The sequence below is a fragment of the Corynebacterium faecium genome (genome assembly GCF_027257105.1).
Lineage (GTDB): Bacteria > Actinomycetota > Actinomycetes > Mycobacteriales > Mycobacteriaceae > Corynebacterium > Corynebacterium lehmanniae.
On record NZ_JAPYJX010000002.1, the window covers coordinates 133,944 to 148,437 of the forward strand.

14 protein-coding genes are annotated in these 14,494 nt (G+C 65.5%); 6 read left to right on the top strand and 8 right to left on the bottom strand.

The genetic code is table 11. The features are described 5' to 3' along the window. Positions 1-29: 29 nt before the first annotated feature. Complete coding sequence (locus O5O53_RS02650; protein WP_239307370.1) at positions 30-1,208, top strand: N-acetylmuramoyl-L-alanine amidase; 1,179 nt, start codon at positions 30-32, stop codon at positions 1,206-1,208. Here O5O53_RS02650 and O5O53_RS02655 read toward each other — a convergent pair whose 3' ends face one another. The 7 genes from O5O53_RS02655 to rpmH form a co-directional block, all read right to left on the bottom strand. Beyond that, positions 1,209-2,249 carry a ParB/RepB/Spo0J family partition protein gene (locus tag O5O53_RS02655; RefSeq protein ID WP_269508787.1) on the bottom strand — a complete coding sequence of 347 codons (1,041 nt, stop codon included), beginning with the start codon at positions 2,247-2,249 and terminating at the stop codon, positions 1,209-1,211. It abuts the gene before it with no gap. Between the two features lie 3 nt (positions 2,250-2,252). Then, positions 2,253-3,188 (bottom strand): ParA family protein, encoded by a 936-nt coding sequence (locus O5O53_RS02660; protein WP_269508789.1) that lies wholly within the window; start codon positions 3,186-3,188, stop codon positions 2,253-2,255. Next, positions 3,189-3,821 (bottom strand): 16S rRNA (guanine(527)-N(7))-methyltransferase RsmG, encoded by a 633-nt coding sequence (gene rsmG, locus O5O53_RS02665; RefSeq protein ID WP_269508791.1) that lies wholly within the window; start codon positions 3,819-3,821, stop codon positions 3,189-3,191. Between the two features lie 82 nt (positions 3,822-3,903). Then, positions 3,904-4,869, bottom strand: a complete 966-nt coding sequence (yidC, locus tag O5O53_RS02670; RefSeq protein ID WP_269508794.1) for a membrane protein insertase YidC — start codon at positions 4,867-4,869, stop codon at positions 3,904-3,906. A gap of 9 nt (positions 4,870-4,878) precedes the next feature. Continuing rightward, positions 4,879-5,166: a membrane protein insertion efficiency factor YidD gene (gene yidD / locus O5O53_RS02675; RefSeq protein WP_269508796.1), complete on the bottom strand. Its 288-nt coding sequence runs from the start codon at positions 5,164-5,166 to the stop codon at positions 4,879-4,881. Then, a complete protein-coding gene (gene rnpA / locus O5O53_RS02680; RefSeq protein ID WP_269508798.1) occupies positions 5,166-5,522 on the bottom strand; it encodes a ribonuclease P protein component in 357 nt (118 codons plus the stop codon). The genes yidD and rnpA overlap by 1 nt, the downstream gene beginning before the upstream one ends. Before the next feature lie 13 nt (positions 5,523-5,535). Then, a complete protein-coding gene (rpmH, locus tag O5O53_RS02685; protein ID WP_034996682.1) occupies positions 5,536-5,673 on the bottom strand; it encodes a 50S ribosomal protein L34 in 138 nt (45 codons plus the stop codon). Positions 5,674-6,442: 769 nt separating this feature from the next. Here rpmH and dnaA point away from each other — a divergent pair. From dnaA to gyrB, 5 genes are all read left to right on the top strand, one after another. Then, positions 6,443-8,011: a chromosomal replication initiator protein DnaA gene (dnaA, locus tag O5O53_RS02690; RefSeq protein ID WP_269508800.1), complete on the top strand. Its 1,569-nt coding sequence runs from the start codon at positions 6,443-6,445 to the stop codon at positions 8,009-8,011. A 659-nt stretch (positions 8,012-8,670) separates the two neighbouring features. Further along, the gene (dnaN, locus tag O5O53_RS02695) at positions 8,671-9,855 is read left to right on the top strand and encodes a DNA polymerase III subunit beta (protein ID WP_269508802.1); all 1,185 of its coding nucleotides are present in this window, start codon (positions 8,671-8,673) and stop codon (positions 9,853-9,855) included. A gap of 3 nt (positions 9,856-9,858) precedes the next feature. Next, positions 9,859-11,040 (top strand): DNA replication/repair protein RecF, encoded by a 1,182-nt coding sequence (gene recF / locus O5O53_RS02700; protein ID WP_269508804.1) that lies wholly within the window; start codon positions 9,859-9,861, stop codon positions 11,038-11,040. Then, entirely contained in the window at positions 11,024-11,620 is a 597-nt protein-coding gene (locus O5O53_RS02705) for a DciA family protein (RefSeq protein ID WP_269508806.1), read from the top strand. The genes recF and O5O53_RS02705 overlap by 17 nt, the downstream gene beginning before the upstream one ends. Before the next feature lie 146 nt (positions 11,621-11,766). Beyond that, positions 11,767-13,866, top strand: coding sequence for a DNA topoisomerase (ATP-hydrolyzing) subunit B (gene gyrB, locus O5O53_RS02710; protein WP_269508808.1), 2,100 nt, complete (start codon positions 11,767-11,769; stop codon positions 13,864-13,866). Between the two features lie 62 nt (positions 13,867-13,928). On the opposite strand, the gene O5O53_RS02715 is transcribed toward gyrB, so the two are convergent. Beyond that, entirely contained in the window at positions 13,929-14,363 is a 435-nt protein-coding gene (locus tag O5O53_RS02715) for a DUF6918 family protein (RefSeq protein ID WP_269508810.1), read from the bottom strand. Positions 14,364-14,494: the final 131 nt, after the last annotated feature.

Genomic DNA, 14,494 nt, shown 5'->3' on the forward strand with positions numbered 1-14,494 from the left:
ACCCTGTCCATCCAACTAGAAAGGCCCGCATGCAAGACATTTTGCGCGTTGGCGACTCCAGCACACGGGTCGCCGAGGTCCGGATGTCCTTAGCCCGCCTGGGCCTGATAGACGGCTACGAGGGCGACATCGACTCCACCCGGCGCTTCTCCGAGAGCGAGATGCTTTACGACGACATCCTGTGCGAAGCCGTCAAAGCCTTCCAACAATCCCGCGGCATCGTGCCCACCGGGACCATCGACTCGGCGACGCTGCGCGAGCTGCGCGAGGCGTCCTACACCCTCGGCGCGCGCGTGCTGAGCTACCAGCCCGGCCAGGAAATGGTCGGCGACGACGTCGGGCAGCTGCAGTCCCAGCTCCACGAACTGGGCTTTTACCCGCACCGGGTGGACGGCCGCTTCGGGCCGCGCACCTACGAGTCCCTGATGAACTACCAGCTCAACTCCGGGCTGGAGGACGACGGCGTGTGCGGCCCCGACACCCTCCACGCCCTGTCGCTTCTGGGCCGCCGCATCACCGGCGGGTCCGCGCAGGCCATCCGCGAGCGTGAGACCGTGCGCCAGGCCGGCCCGAACCTGACCGGCAAGCGCGTGGTCATCGACCCGGACCTCGGCGGCGCCGACCGCGGCCTGGTCGTCGACGGCCCGTACGGCCCCATCACGGAGGAGGAGATCCTCTGGGATTTGGCCCAGCGCATCGAGGGCCGCATGGTCGCCGCCGGCATGGAAACCATCCTGTCGCGACCCCGCGGCGACAACCCCTCCAACAAGCAGCGCGCCGACCTGGCCAACGGCTTCAAGGCGGACCTGCTTATCTCCCTGCGCCTGGACTCCTACCAGAACGAGAAGGCCAACGGCGTGGCCACCTTCTACTTCGGCTCCGAGAAGGGCAGCTCGTCGCTGACCGGGGAGACGCTGTCCGGCTACATCCAGCGCGAGGTCGCCGCCCGCACCCAGCTGCAGAACTGCCGCAACCACGCCCGCACCTGGGAGATGCTGCGCATGACCCGAATGCCGTCGGTGGAGCTGGTGGCCGGCTACCTGACCAACCCGGGGGACCTAGCCGTGCTCACCGACCCCAACGAGCGCGACGCCATCGCCGAAGCGGTCGTGGTGGCCGTCAAGCGCCTCTACCTGCTCGACCACGACAACCGGCCCACCGGCACCTACTCCTTCAAGGAGCTGCTGCGGGAGGAAAAGCACGCCTAGCTAGTCGGTGCCCTGGATGAGCCCCATGATGCGCTCGAAGTCGTCCTTGTCGCCGAACTCCACCACGATCTTGCCCTTGCGCTTGCCCATGGTCACCGACACCTTGGTGTCCCAGATGTCCGCGAGCGAGTCGGCGGCGCGGGTGAGGTACTCCGGCTGCGGGGCGGGCTGGCGCTTCGGCTTGTCCGGCACCTTGCCGCCTGCGTTGATCAGGGACACGGCCTCTTCCGTCGCGCGGACGGACAGACCCTCGGCGACAATGCGGTCGGCGAGCTGGGCTTGGGCGTCGGCGGTGCCGTCGCCAAGCTTGATGCCCAGCAGCGCACGGGCGTGACCTGCAGAAAGCACGCCGGCGGCGACGCGACGCTGCACGCCCACCGGCAGGTTGAGCAGGCGGATCGCGTTAGTGATCACCGGGCGCGAGCGGCCCAGGCGGTCGGCGAGCTGCTCCTGGGTCACGCCGAACTCGTCGAGGAGCTGCTGGTAGGCGGCGGCCTCTTCAAGCGGGTTGAGCTGGACGCGGTGAATGTTCTCCAAAAGCGCGTCGCGCAGCATGTCCTCGTCGGACGTCTCGCGCACGATCGCCGGGATGTGCTTCAAGCCCGCCTTCGAGGAGGCGCGCCAACGGCGCTCGCCCATGATCAGCTCGAAGCCCTCAGGCGTGTCGCGCACGACGATGGGCTGGAGCAGGCCGAACTCGCGGATGGAGTGGACCAGCTCGGCCAGCTCGTCCTCGTCGAAGACCTGGCGCGGCTGCTTCGGGTTGGGGATGATCTGGCCGACCGGGATCTCCTGGTAGCGCGCGCCCACCGGCACGGGCTGGATCACCTTGTCGCGTTTAGCGGACACTGTCGGGGCACCCTGGACTTTCTTGGGGGCGCCCTTTGGTGCGTCGTCAGGCTTGGGTGCTTGCTTCCCAAAAATCACGTCGGAGGCGCCCCCGCCGATGCCCGGGGTCTTGCCGTTTTTGTCGATGTCCGACGGCGCCGACGGGATGAGCGCCGCCAGTCCGCGGCCGAGGCCGCCCTTGCGTTCTGCCATTGGTTACTCCTCCTCGAGCTGGTTGTAGACCTCGGGGCTCACGCCGATCGGGCCGGTGGTGGGGTGCGGCTGGTAGTCGCCGCGGGTGGCCAGCTCCTTCGCCGCGTCGAAGTAGGCCAGCGCGCCGCGGGATCCGGGGTCGTAGTCGATGACGGTTTGGCCGTAGCCGGGCGCCTCGGAGACCTTCACGGAGCGGGGGATCACGTTGTTCAGCACCACTTGGCCGAACTGGCCGCGCACCTCGTCGGCAACGTCGGCGGCGAGTCGGGTGCGGGCGTCGTACATGGTCAGCACGATCGCGGAGATGTGCAGGTTGTTGTTCAGGTGCTCGCGGATCATGCCGATGTTGCCCAACAGCTGGCCCACGCCCTCCAGCGCGTAGTACTCGCACTGGATCGGGATGAGCACCTCGTCCACCGCGGTCATCGCGTTGATGGTCAAAAGCCCGAGCGACGGCGGGCAGTCGATGAACACGTAGTCGAAACCGTGCTCGTCCAGAAAGCCGCGGCGGATTTGGTCGTGCAGGCGGTATTCGCGCCGCACCATGGACACCAGCTCGATCTCCGCGCCGGCCAGGTCGATGGTGGCGGGGATGCAGAACAGGTTCGGGTTGTCCGGGTGCGGCTGCACGGCGTCGGCGGCCTCGGCCTCGCCGATGAGCAGCTCGTAGCTCGACGTGGTGCCGGAGGTGTGCTCCGCACCCAGCGCGGTCGACGCGTTGCCCTGCGGGTCCAGGTCTATCACCAGCACCTTCAGGCCCTGCTTGCTCAGCCCGGCCGCCAGGTTCACGCTAGTGGTGGTTTTGCCCACGCCGCCCTTCTGGTTGGCCACGGTGATCACGCGCGGCTGGTCCGGCTTCGGGAGCGCTTCGCTTCTCGACGTCACCCGCGCCGCGCGCATCGCCGCCTCCATCACAGGAGTCTCGTCGTAGTTCTCCATCTACGCCCCCTTCTTTCTGCGCTGGATACGGATCAACGTGGTGGGCTGGTCCAGCACGGACTCGCCCACGGTGAAGATCTCCGCCTCAACGCCGCCGGCCTTCGCAATGGCCTTGGCGTCGCGCTCGAGTTCCTCGGCCACGGATTCGCCCTTCATCGCAATCATGTGCCCGCCGCCCTGCAGCAGCGGAATGGACCACCCGGCGAGCTTACCCAGCGGGGCGACGGCGCGGGAGGTGACGGCATCGAAAGCCGCCTTGGGCTGCTCCTCGGCACGCCCGCGCACCACGGTCACGTTGTCTAGGCCCAGTTCGGAAACGACCTCGCCCAGGTAGGTGGAGCGCTTCAGCAGCGGCTCAATCAACGTGATGGACAGGTCCGGCCGCGCGATCGCCAGCGGGATGCCGGGAAGGCCCGCGCCGGAGCCGATGTCCGCCACCTTCAGACCGGGCTCGAACGCCTCCGCGATCACGGCGCAGTTGAGGATGTGGCGCTCCCACAGGCGGTCCACCTCTTTGGGCCCGATGAAGCCGCGCTCGGCGGCCGTGGTGGCCAAAGAGCGGTGGTAGGCCTCGGCCAATCCGAGGCGTTCTCCGAAGACTTGGGCTGCGGCTGCAGGGGAGGTATCCGACATGCACAACACTGTAGTCGGCCCGCCGACATGAAAAAGTCCCGGCCGAAAACGGGCCGGGACTTGTTCGTCGATAAGCGAAAAGCTACTTGCCTTGCTTCCGCTGCTTCTTGGTGCGGCGGTCCTTGGTGCGCGCGCCCGGGGCGGGGGCGGTGGTGCGCTTGAGTTCCACCTTGCGCGCCTCCTCGGCGGCCTCTTCTTTGTCCATCTTGTTGTTCAGCCACATGGTCTGGAAGAACGTCCACAGGTTGTTGGTGAGCATGTAGAACAGCAGGCCGATGTGCCAGATCACGCCGGTGGCAAGAATCATGACGGGGAAGAACCACATCATCATCTTGTTCATCAGGCCCATCTGGGACTGCATCATCTCGGCCATCTCTCCCTGCGGCTTCGGGCCCTTGCCGGCGGCCTTGCGGGCCTCCTGGCGCTTGATCATGATGCGGGCGTTGAAGTGGGTAAACGCGGCACACAAAAGGACCAGCGGCAGGCAGACCGCGATGATCTTCGCGCGGGTGAGATCAGCGGCGCCGAATGCGGCGAAGGCCTCCTCCGGCATCTTCATGGACGCCGACAGCGGCACGCCGAAGAAGTCCGCGTCCAGGAAGGACTGCACGTCTTCCACCGGGAAGGCGTAGTTCGCGGTGGAGCGGTTCTCCTCCACGGACATGCCCAGCTCACTGGTGCGGTTGAAGGAGCGGAGCACGTGCAGAAGGCCGATGAAGATGGGCAGCTGCACGATCGGCACGATGCAGGACGACAGCGGGTTCGTGCCATTTTCGCGGTAGAGCTTCTGCGTCTCCTCGGCGATCTTCTGCTGGTCGCCCTTGTACTTCTCGCGGATTTCCTGCATCCGCGGCTGCATTTCCTGCATTTTGCGCGTGGAGCGCATCTGGTTGACCATCGGCTTGAGCAGCAGCAGGCGCACCGTGCAGGTGAGCAGGACGATGGCCAAGATCCAGGAGATGCCCGAATCCTTGGGGATGACAAAGCCGATGACCTCGTGCCAGAACCTCAGCACCCAGGAAATCGGCCAATAAATGAAATTCAGCACGTTTCGGTGTTACTCCTCACTCATTTCAATGCTGCCCGGCACTGGGTCGTAGCCGCCGGGGTGCCAGGGCCCGCATTTGCACAGCCTGGCCGCGGCCATTGCGCCGCCGCGCACCGCCCCGTGGCGTGACACGGCTTCGAGCGCATACGCACTGCATACTGGCATAAAACGGCACGTCCCGCCCATCTTAAGGGGTGAGATGTACTTTTGGTAACCGCGAATCAGCGCCACCAGCAGTTTCGCCACCGGCCCCTTCGCGGCGGGGATTTCGCCGCCGGCGAAGTTGAAGTAGGCCATTATCGTTTCTTTTGCGCTTTGTCCAGCGCTTTTTCAAGATCGCGCGCGAGCTCGTCGCTAGTCGCGGCAGCGGCAGGCGGCAGGGCGCGGATCACAACATCGCAGGAGCGCTCAAGCTTATCGACGAGCTCCCGCTGCAGCACCACATTCCGCAACTTCCGCGACACGGCATGGCGCGTCACCGCGTTGCCCACTTGCTTGGACACCACCAGGCCGAAGCGCGGCCCGCCCTGGATGACTGCGTCGCCGCGCTGGTGCAGATGCACCATTAACGTGCGAGACCCCGCGCGCACACCCTTCCTCATCGCAGTTTTGAAGTCTGCGGAGGAAGAAAGTTTGTGCGGGCGGGGTAACACGCGCGGGTTGAAACTATGCCGTCAGCTTTGCGCGGCCCTTCTTGCGGCGCGCGGAAACGATGGCGCGGCCGGCGCGGGTCTGCATGCGGGCACGGAAGCCGTGCTTGCGTGCGCGACGACGGTTGTTCGGCTGGAAAGTCCGCTTAGACACGGTGGACTCCTTGTGCGGTCATGAACAGCCGACGGCTCGTCAAAGCCTCCCGGGGAAGTGGCCGTTCCAAATGTGAAACGTTGCGTTGAGATTGCGGTTCGGCTCCGAAGTTGGAGCGCAGTTCGCGTGCAGCGCCTTCGCCAGCTCGCCTTGGATCAAGCGGCCCGGTGCCCGGCGGGGGCGGTGCTCTCAAATGTACGCCGGTGCAACCGACGTAAAGACGGGCTTAAGACTACGCGAATTTGTGCGCCCCGGCCAAATCAACACGCACACTTTTTTCCTGGGGCGATCGGGTACCCCCGTAATTACAACGGTGTGTTTTTTCGCAGGTGGGGCGGGAAATCCTCCCCGCACCCTGCGAGAGAGCTGACAGTATGTGGACAGCTGTTCGACGCGCCGAGTTATCCACAGAAACCGGCCCTGGCGAAGTTTCGACAGCCCAAGGTCGGAGCGGGTAACAATAAAGCAATCACCACAATCGCACAGCCCGGGGATGCACAGGCCTGTGGATAACTGTGAAGTACCGGTTGAGACTTTCGCTCAGAACTTGTTGTTTAAGCAGGTCACAGCGTTGTACGACCTCGCACACAGTTATCCACAGGGCGTGCAATCCCTGTGGACAAACCGCGCTTCTAAAGTATCCACACCTGTGGATAACTCTGTGGAACAGCAGGTGACAGCGCGCCGAGCGGGCGAGCGAAGTTGTGGATTGCACAGTGAAATCCGGTGAATTACACCGAATGTAGACAGGAACAGACTGGAGACGACGTTGGCGGACCAACACCTCGAGGACCTGTGGCGCGGCGTCGTCGACGAGCTGCTGCGCCTCTCGGAGCAGGCCACCTCGTCCGTACCCACGCTTACCCCCCAACAGCGCGCCTACCTGCGGCTAATGAAGCCGGTCGTGCTTGTCGACGGCTACGCGCTCCTCTCCGCACCCCACCAAGCCGCAAAAAATGTCATTGAGGAGTCCCTGTCTCCCCACATCACGGCACTGTTGTCCTCCCACACCGGCCAGCCCTACGCCCTGGCCGTTTCCGTTGCCGCGCCCGAGCCGGAACCCGCGCCTGAGCCGGCGCCGGAGCCTGTTCAGCCGCCGTCGCCGGAGCCGAGCTGGCAGCCCACCCAATCCCACGTTGAAGCGCCGGCGGCGGGGGAGCAGATCCCCATGGGCCTGGACGAATTGGCGCAGATGCATGCTGCACAGGTGGCGGGGCGCCGTCGAGAAGCAAATGCGCACCCCACCGTGGACCGCCGCATCCCCCGCGAGAAGCCCGCGCACGACCCCGACCGCGAAGCCAGCCTGAACCCGAAGTACACCTTTGAAAACTTCGTCATCGGCTCGTCCAACCGCTTCGCCAACGGCGCCGCCGTCGCCGTCGCCGAAAACCCCGCCAAGGCCTACAACCCCCTGTTCATCTGGGGCGGCTCCGGCCTGGGCAAAACCCACCTCCTGCACGCCGCCGGCAACTACGCACGCGTGCTGCAGCCGGGACTGCGCATCAAATACGTCTCCTCCGAGGAATTCACCAACGACTACATCAACTCCGTGCGCGATGACCGCCAAGAATCCTTCAAGCGGCGCTACCGCAACCTGGACATCCTGATGGTCGACGACATCCAGTTCCTCGAAGGCAAAGAAGGCACCCAGGAAGAGTTCTTCCACACCTTCAACGCCCTGCACCAGGCAAACAAGCAGATCATCCTGTCTTCCGACCGGCCACCCAAGCAGCTGACCACGCTCGAAGACCGGTTGAGGACGCGCTTCGAAGGCGGCCTGATCACCGACGTGCAGCCGCCGGACCTGGAAACCCGCATCGCCATCCTGATGAAGAAGGCGGCAGCCGACGGCACCCAGGTCGACCACTCCGTGCTGGAGCTCATTGCCTCCCAGTTCGAATCCTCCATCCGCGAGCTCGAGGGCGCGCTGATCCGCGTGTCGGCCTACTCGTCCCTGATCAACGAGCCGATCACCATGGAAGTCGCCCAGGTCGCACTGCGCGACATCCTTCCCGACGAAGGCGACGTCAACATCACCGCCGACGCCATTAAGGACGCCGCTGCGGAGTACTTCCAGGTCTCCCTGGACCAGCTCGTCGGCGCCGGAAAGACCAGGCAGGTCGCCCACGCGCGCCAGATTGCCATGTACCTCTGCCGCGAACTGACCGAACTGTCCCTGCCCAAAATCGGCGACGAGTTCGGCGGCAAGGACCACACCACCGTCATGTACGCGGACCGCAAGATCCGCAAGGAAATGACGGAAAACCGCGGCACCTACGACGAGATCCAGGAGCTCACACAGGTGATCAAGAACCGCGCCCGCATGCACGCGCGGTAGGTCGGGGCTCGCCGCGGCCTGTTTCGCGCCGGTTCACGCTCGTTCGCGCTAGACCCTGGGAGGCTCACCCTGGGATAGCGCGATTTTTGGCTGAGCCCAGGGTCTGGCTCCCAGGGTCTAGGTGGTGGCGGCGCACCCGAACAGCAACCACCTCTTTCTCCTCCTCAAATCACTTCCATACCACTCTCCACAGGCCTATCCACACCTGTGTAATTACACCGACGTGGTTTGGCCAAGTAGATCACAGTGTAACCGTCGTCACACACTCAAAGGTTGGGGACAGCGTGTGCATAACCGGTGGATGAACGCGGTTCCGCTTGTGTAATTTCAACGCACCCGAGAAACTATCCACAGGGGACCCGACTTATCCACAAGTTATTCACAACCTAAATCACACGGGCGACACGCCGTGCGGCCGGCACAAAGACGGCCCAATCCACAGATTCCCCAAGACCTACTGCTGTTCCCCTCTTTACTTCCTGTAATTCAATCTGGAGAAAGAGAGGGTGTGTAATCTTCGGCCCGGCCCTGGCATTCGTCGGCGAACCGGAGGTGAAGCGTCGATAGGCGGAGTGCGCGCAGGCGAATCACAAATGTAGAGTGGTGTCCGATCTGGCTCTGCCCGAAATGCCAAGAATGCCAAAGGAGACTGCGCTGTCATGGACAACAATGTGTCGTTTCGCGTCCATAAGGATGAGCTCGCGGACGCCGCGGCGTGGGTCGCGCGCAGCCTGCCCACCAAGTCGACGCAGCCGGTGCTGCGCGCGGTTGTGATTACGGCCGACGACAACGGCCTGGAGTTCGCGGGCTTCGACTACGAGGTCTCCACCCGCGTGCGGATCGGCGCCGAGGTGAACGAGCCGGGCCGCGTGGCGGTGGCCGGCAAGCTGCTCGCGGACATCGTGGGCACCATGCCTAACGACGCCATCGAGGTCTCCACCGACTCCAAGGTGATGACGCTGAAGGCGCGTTCCTCCCGCTTCGAACTGCCGCTCATTGCGCTGGACGATTACCCGCAGCTGCCGCACCTGCCCGAGGTCACCGGCCGTATTTCCCCGGCGGCGCTCACGGGCGCGGTGACCCAGGTGGCTTCCGCCGCGGGCCGCGACGACACGCTGCCGATGCTCACCGGCATCCACGTGGAAATCGACGGCGAGAATGTCACCCTCACCGCCACCGACCGCTTCCGTTTGGCGCAGCGCCACCTGACGTGGGAGCCGACCAGCACGGACGTGAAGGCCGACCTGCTCGTCCCGGCGAAGACGCTGCTGGATAACGCGCGCACGCTTGACACGTCCATCGACGATCCGGTGGAGCTCGCCGCGGGCGCTGCCGACAACATCGGCGGCGACGGCCTGTTCGGCCTGCACACCGGCAACCGCGAAACCACCACCCGCATGCTCGACGCCGACTTCCCGAACGTAGCGCCGCTGCTGCCGAAGACGCACACGGCGATCGCCTCGGTGGAGGTCGCGCCGCTTTTGGAGTCCATCCGCCGCGTGAGCCTGGTCGCGGACCGCAACGCGCAGCTGCGCATGCACTTCAAGGAAGGCGAGCTCACGCTGTTCTCCTCCGGCGCGGATTCGGGCGCGGCCCAGGAGACGCTGCAGGCCGCATTTACCGGCGTGGATGAGCTGCTCATCGCGTTCAACGCGGGCTATCTCCGCGACGGCCTTTCGGTCATCGGCACCGACCGCGTCGTGTTCGGCTTCACGGAGGCCTCCCGCCCGGCGATCATGATCCCGCAGCCGGAGGAGCTGCCGGAGCGCGGCGAGGACGGCACGTTCCCGACCCCGGACACGCACTTCACTTACCTGCTCATGCCGGTTCGCCTGCCGGGCTAGCCCATGCACGTCCGCGAGCTTGATCTGCGTGATTTCCGCTCGTGGCCCGAGCTGAATCTCAAGCTTGAGCCGGGCGTGACCGTTTTCGCGGGCCGCAACGGCCACGGCAAGACCAATATCGTCGAGGCGGTTCATTATTCGTCGAAGCTGTCGAGCCACCGCGTATCGACGGATGCTCCGCTCATCCACTCCAGTGCCGAGAATGCCCGCGTGTCCGCCACCACCGTCAACGACGGACGAGCGCTGACCACACACCTGCTGATCAAGGCGCACGGCGCGAACCAGGCCCAGATTAACCGCACCCGGCTGAAATCCGCCCGCGAGCTTTTGGGCGTGCTGCGCGTGGTGATGTTCTCACCGGAGGATCTGCGCCTGATCACCGGCGAGCCGGCCGAGCGACGCAAATTCCTGGACGACCTCGCAGCACTCAGAGCACCCCGCCTCGGCGGCGCCCGCGCGGACTACGAGAAGGTGCTGCGCCAGCGAAACGCGCTGCTGAAGAGCTCGAACATGGCGCTGCGCCGCGGCTACCAGGACGAGGACGGCGCAAGCGCGCTGAGCACGCTGGACGTGTGGGACGGCCAGCTCGCCGCGCTCGGCGCGCAGGTGGTGGCAGGAAGGCTCAGTCTCGTCGACGAGCTCGCGGACCGGATCACCGAGGCCTACCAGTCCGTCGCGCCCGAGTCGCGCCCGGCGTCGGTGGGGTACAGCTCCACGCTCGACCGGGCGGTCACCGAGCTCGCCGGCGGGCCGACAAGAGACCCGGCGGTGTTCGAGGCCGCCATGCTCGCTGAGCTGGGCCGGCGCCGCAAGGACGAGATTGACCGCGGCGCCACCCTCGTGGGCCCGCACCGCGACGACCTGGCGCTCAAGCTCGGCGACCAACCCGCCAAGGGCTACGCCTCCCACGGCGAAACCTGGTCCTACGCGCTGGCGCTCCACCTGGCCGAATACCAGCTTTTGGCCAGCGACGGCACCGACCCGGTGCTGATCCTCGACGACGTCTTCGCCGAGCTCGACGCCAAACGCCGCGAGCGCCTCGTTCACGTTGCCGCCGACGCGGAGCAGGTCCTGGTCACCGCCGCGGTGGGCGACGACCTGCCCGGCAACCTCGACGACGCCGTCACCGCGCGCTTCGCCGTGACCATGCAGGACGGGGTGAGCGCCATTGAGCGATCTGATTAAGCGCAGCTTCGACACCGTGCGCGCCACCGCCCGCAAACGCGGCCGCCCCCTGCCGGACCTCTCCCACCAGGGCACCAGCACCATCCCGCGGCGCAACAAGCCATCGCTTCACGACGGACCAAAGGCGGGCATCACCGTGCCTGGTCTGGATGTGCCGGAGGAACGTCGCAAAGCAAATGTGCGGGGCATCCCCACGGGCCTGGACGGGCGCGCATTGCCGCGCAGCTACAAAGTTTCCTCCTTTTCCAACCTGCTGGGCACCGAAATCCGCAAACGCGACTGGACCGAGAAGATGGCGCACGGCTGGGTCATGGGGCACTGGGCCGAGCTGGTGGGCGAGAAGATCGGCCAGCACACACGCGTGGAGATGATCAAGGGCGGCGAAGTGCACGTCAGCTGCGATTCCACCGCCTGGGCCACGCAGATGAAGTACATGCAGCGCGAAGTACTCGCGGCGATCGCGGCGAAGGTCGGGCCGGACGTGGTGACCAAGCTGCACGTGTACGGGCCGAAGACGAAGAGCTGGCGGTACGGGCCCCTGCACGTGAAGGGCCGCGGCCCGCGCGACACGTACGGGTAGGGGCAGGCGAAAAACGCGCGTGAAACGCCCTCTCGCGCGTTGGACACCTCCCCGTTATGGCCCCCTCACCGTGTAAGATGGGACAGGTTCAACGGGCCTGAATTACACATTCGGCCCACATTCACGCATGGAGGAGCTTCCCGAAAGTGGCAGAGCAGCAACCCCATTACGACGCGTCATCGATCACCATCCTCGAAGGCCTCGAGGCGGTGCGCAAGCGCCCGGGCATGTACATCGGCTCGACCGGTGTGCGTGGCCTGCACCACCTGGTGTGGGAGGTCGTGGACAACTCGGTCGATGAGGCGATGGCAGGCTACGCCGACCGCGTCGACGTCACCCTGCTGGAAGACGGCGGCGTCGAGGTCGTGGACAACGGCCGCGGCATCCCGGTGGAGATGCACCCGTCCGGCGCCCCGACGGTGCAGGTGGTCATGACCCAGCTGCACGCCGGCGGCAAGTTCGACTCGGAGTCCTACGCGGTCTCCGGCGGCCTGCACGGCGTGGGCATTTCCGTGGTCAACGCGCTTTCCACCCGTGTTGAGGCGGACATCAAGCGCGACGGCAAGCACTGGTACCAGCGCTTCAAGATGGCCGTGCCGGAGAAGCTGGAGGAGGGCGGCAACGCCCGCGGCACCGGCACCACCATCCGTTTCTGGCCGGACGCGGAGATCTTCGAGACCGTCGACTTCAACTACGACACCATCTCGCGCCGCCTGCAGGAGATGGCCTTCCTGAACAAGGGCCTGACCATCACGCTGACGGACCAGCGCGTCACGGACGAGGAGCTCGAGCTCGAGGCGATCGCCGAGGAGGGCGACACCGCGGCGGCTATCGACGGCGACTCGTTCGACGACACCACCGAGACCGTCGACGCCTCCGAGGTGGACCAGGACGGCGACGGCGACACGGTGGAGCCGGGCGACGAGGTCGCGCCGGACGTGAAGAAGAAGCGCGAGAAGAAGGTCACCTTCTACTACCCGGATGGCCTGATCGACTACGTCAAGCACCTGAACAAGTCCAAGACGGCGATCCACCCGACGATCATCGGCTTCGACCAAAAGGGCGACGGCCTGGAGGCCGAGGTGGCGATGCAGTGGAACGGCTCCTTCAAGGAGTCCGTGCACACCTTCGCCAACACGATTAACACCCACGAGGGCGGCACCCACGAGGAGGGCTTCCGCGCCGCGCTGACCAGCTTGATGAACCGCTATGCGCGCGACCACAAGCTGCTCAAGGACAAGGAGCCAAATCTTACTGGCGACGACTGCCGCGAGGGCCTCGCCGCCGTCGTTTCCGTGCGCGTGGCCGACCCGCAGTTCGAGGGCCAGACCAAGACCAAGTTGGGCAACACCGAGGTCAAGGGCTTTGTCCAGCGCGCGGTGAACGAGAACATCTCCGACTGGTTCGACGCCAACCCGGCCGAGGCCAAGGTCATCGTGAACAAGGCGGTGTCTTCCTCCCAGGCCCGCCAGGCGGCCCGCAAGGCCCGCGACCTGGTGCGCCGCAAGTCCGCCACCGACCTGGGCGGCCTGCCCGGCAAGCTCGCGGACTGCCGCTCGAAGGACCCGTCGAAGTCCGAGCTGTTCATCGTGGAGGGCGACTCTGCGGGCGGCTCCGCCAAGGGCGGCCGCGACTCCATGTACCAGGCCATTCTGCCGCTGCGCGGCAAGATCCTGAACGTGGAGAAGGCCCGCATGGACCGCGTGCTAAAGAACGCCGAGGTCCAGGCCATCATCACCGCATTGGGCACCGGCATCAACGACGAGTTCGACATCGCCAAGCTGCGCTACCACAAGATCGTGCTCATGGCCGACGCCGACGTGGACGGCCAGCACATTGCCACCCTGCTTCTAACCCTGCTGTTCCGCTTCATGCCGGAGCTGGTGGAAAACGGCCACGTCTTCCTGGCCAACCCGCCGCTGTACAAGCTGAAGTGGGGCAAGGGCGAGCCGGGCTACGCCTTCTCCGACCGCGAGCGCGACGCGCTGCTGGCGGAGGGCCTGGAGGCCGGCCGCAAGATCAACACCGACGACGGCATCCAGCGCTACAAGGGCCTGGGCGAGATGAACGCCAAGGAGCTGTGGGAGACCACCCTGGACCCGGAGACCCGCATCCTGCGCCGCGTCGAGCTCGAGGACGCCCAGCGCGCCGACGAGCTGTTCTCCATCCTCATGGGCGACGACGTCGCGGCCCGCCGCAGCTTCATCACCCGCAAGGCCAAAGACGTGCGCTTCCTGGACGTGTAAGCGCCCAAAAATCAACGCCCCGGCGAAAGATTTCGCTGGGGCGTTGGCGACTTTAGACGTCGTTAAGCGAAACGCTCCACGATCTCGCCGAGCTGCGGCAACGACGGGCCCACGATCTTGGCGGCCTTGCCGCGCAACGTGGAGTACACCTTCTTAATGGCGCCGGGCATGGAATCCGCCTGCTTGTCGCCAGCATCGAGCATCGCCTTGACGACGTCATCCTCACGGCCCGCCAGGAACTGGCCGAAACCCTGCTCGCCGCTGTTCTTGTAATCGGCCCAGTGCGGGTTCAGCTCGTCCACGATCTGCGGGAGGAACTTGTTCACGCCCTTGGAAATGGCGTCCGCGTCAGCCTTCTTACCTGCGGCGACGGCGGACTTCAGGGCCATGCCGGTGAGGCCGGACTGGCGGGCGATGGTGTCGTCGACGAGAGTGGTGATCTCCTGGACGACCTGGGGGCGCTTGGCTGCGTCGAGCAGCTGGGAAAGATCAGTCATGCCGGCCAGTTTAACGGGAAAAACGGCCGGTGCGGGACCGGCCGTTTTCGGTTGCAGCTCTTCCACCGCAGCACCTCTATTGCCACATCAGTCACATGGCTCTCGTAGGTTCACTGCAACCACAACGGGCA

Coding starts and splice junctions, on each gene's coding strand:
- O5O53_RS02650 (WP_239307370.1), top strand. CDS start 30: ATGCAAGACATTTTGCGCGTTGGCGACTCCAGCACACGGGTCGCCGAG.
- O5O53_RS02655 (WP_269508787.1), bottom strand. CDS start 2,249: ATGGCAGAACGCAAGGGCGGCCTCGGCCGCGGACTGGCGGCGCTCATC.
- O5O53_RS02660 (WP_269508789.1), bottom strand. CDS start 3,188: ATGGAGAACTACGACGAGACTCCTGTGATGGAGGCGGCGATGCGCGCG.
- rsmG (WP_269508791.1), bottom strand. CDS start 3,821: ATGTCGGATACCTCCCCTGCAGCCGCAGCCCAAGTCTTCGGAGAACGC.
- yidD (WP_269508796.1), bottom strand. CDS start 5,166: ATGGCCTACTTCAACTTCGCCGGCGGCGAAATCCCCGCCGCGAAGGGG.
- dnaN (WP_269508802.1), top strand. CDS start 8,671: ATGGACAACAATGTGTCGTTTCGCGTCCATAAGGATGAGCTCGCGGAC.
- recF (WP_269508804.1), top strand. CDS start 9,859: ATGCACGTCCGCGAGCTTGATCTGCGTGATTTCCGCTCGTGGCCCGAG.
- O5O53_RS02715 (WP_269508810.1), bottom strand. CDS start 14,363: ATGACTGATCTTTCCCAGCTGCTCGACGCAGCCAAGCGCCCCCAGGTC.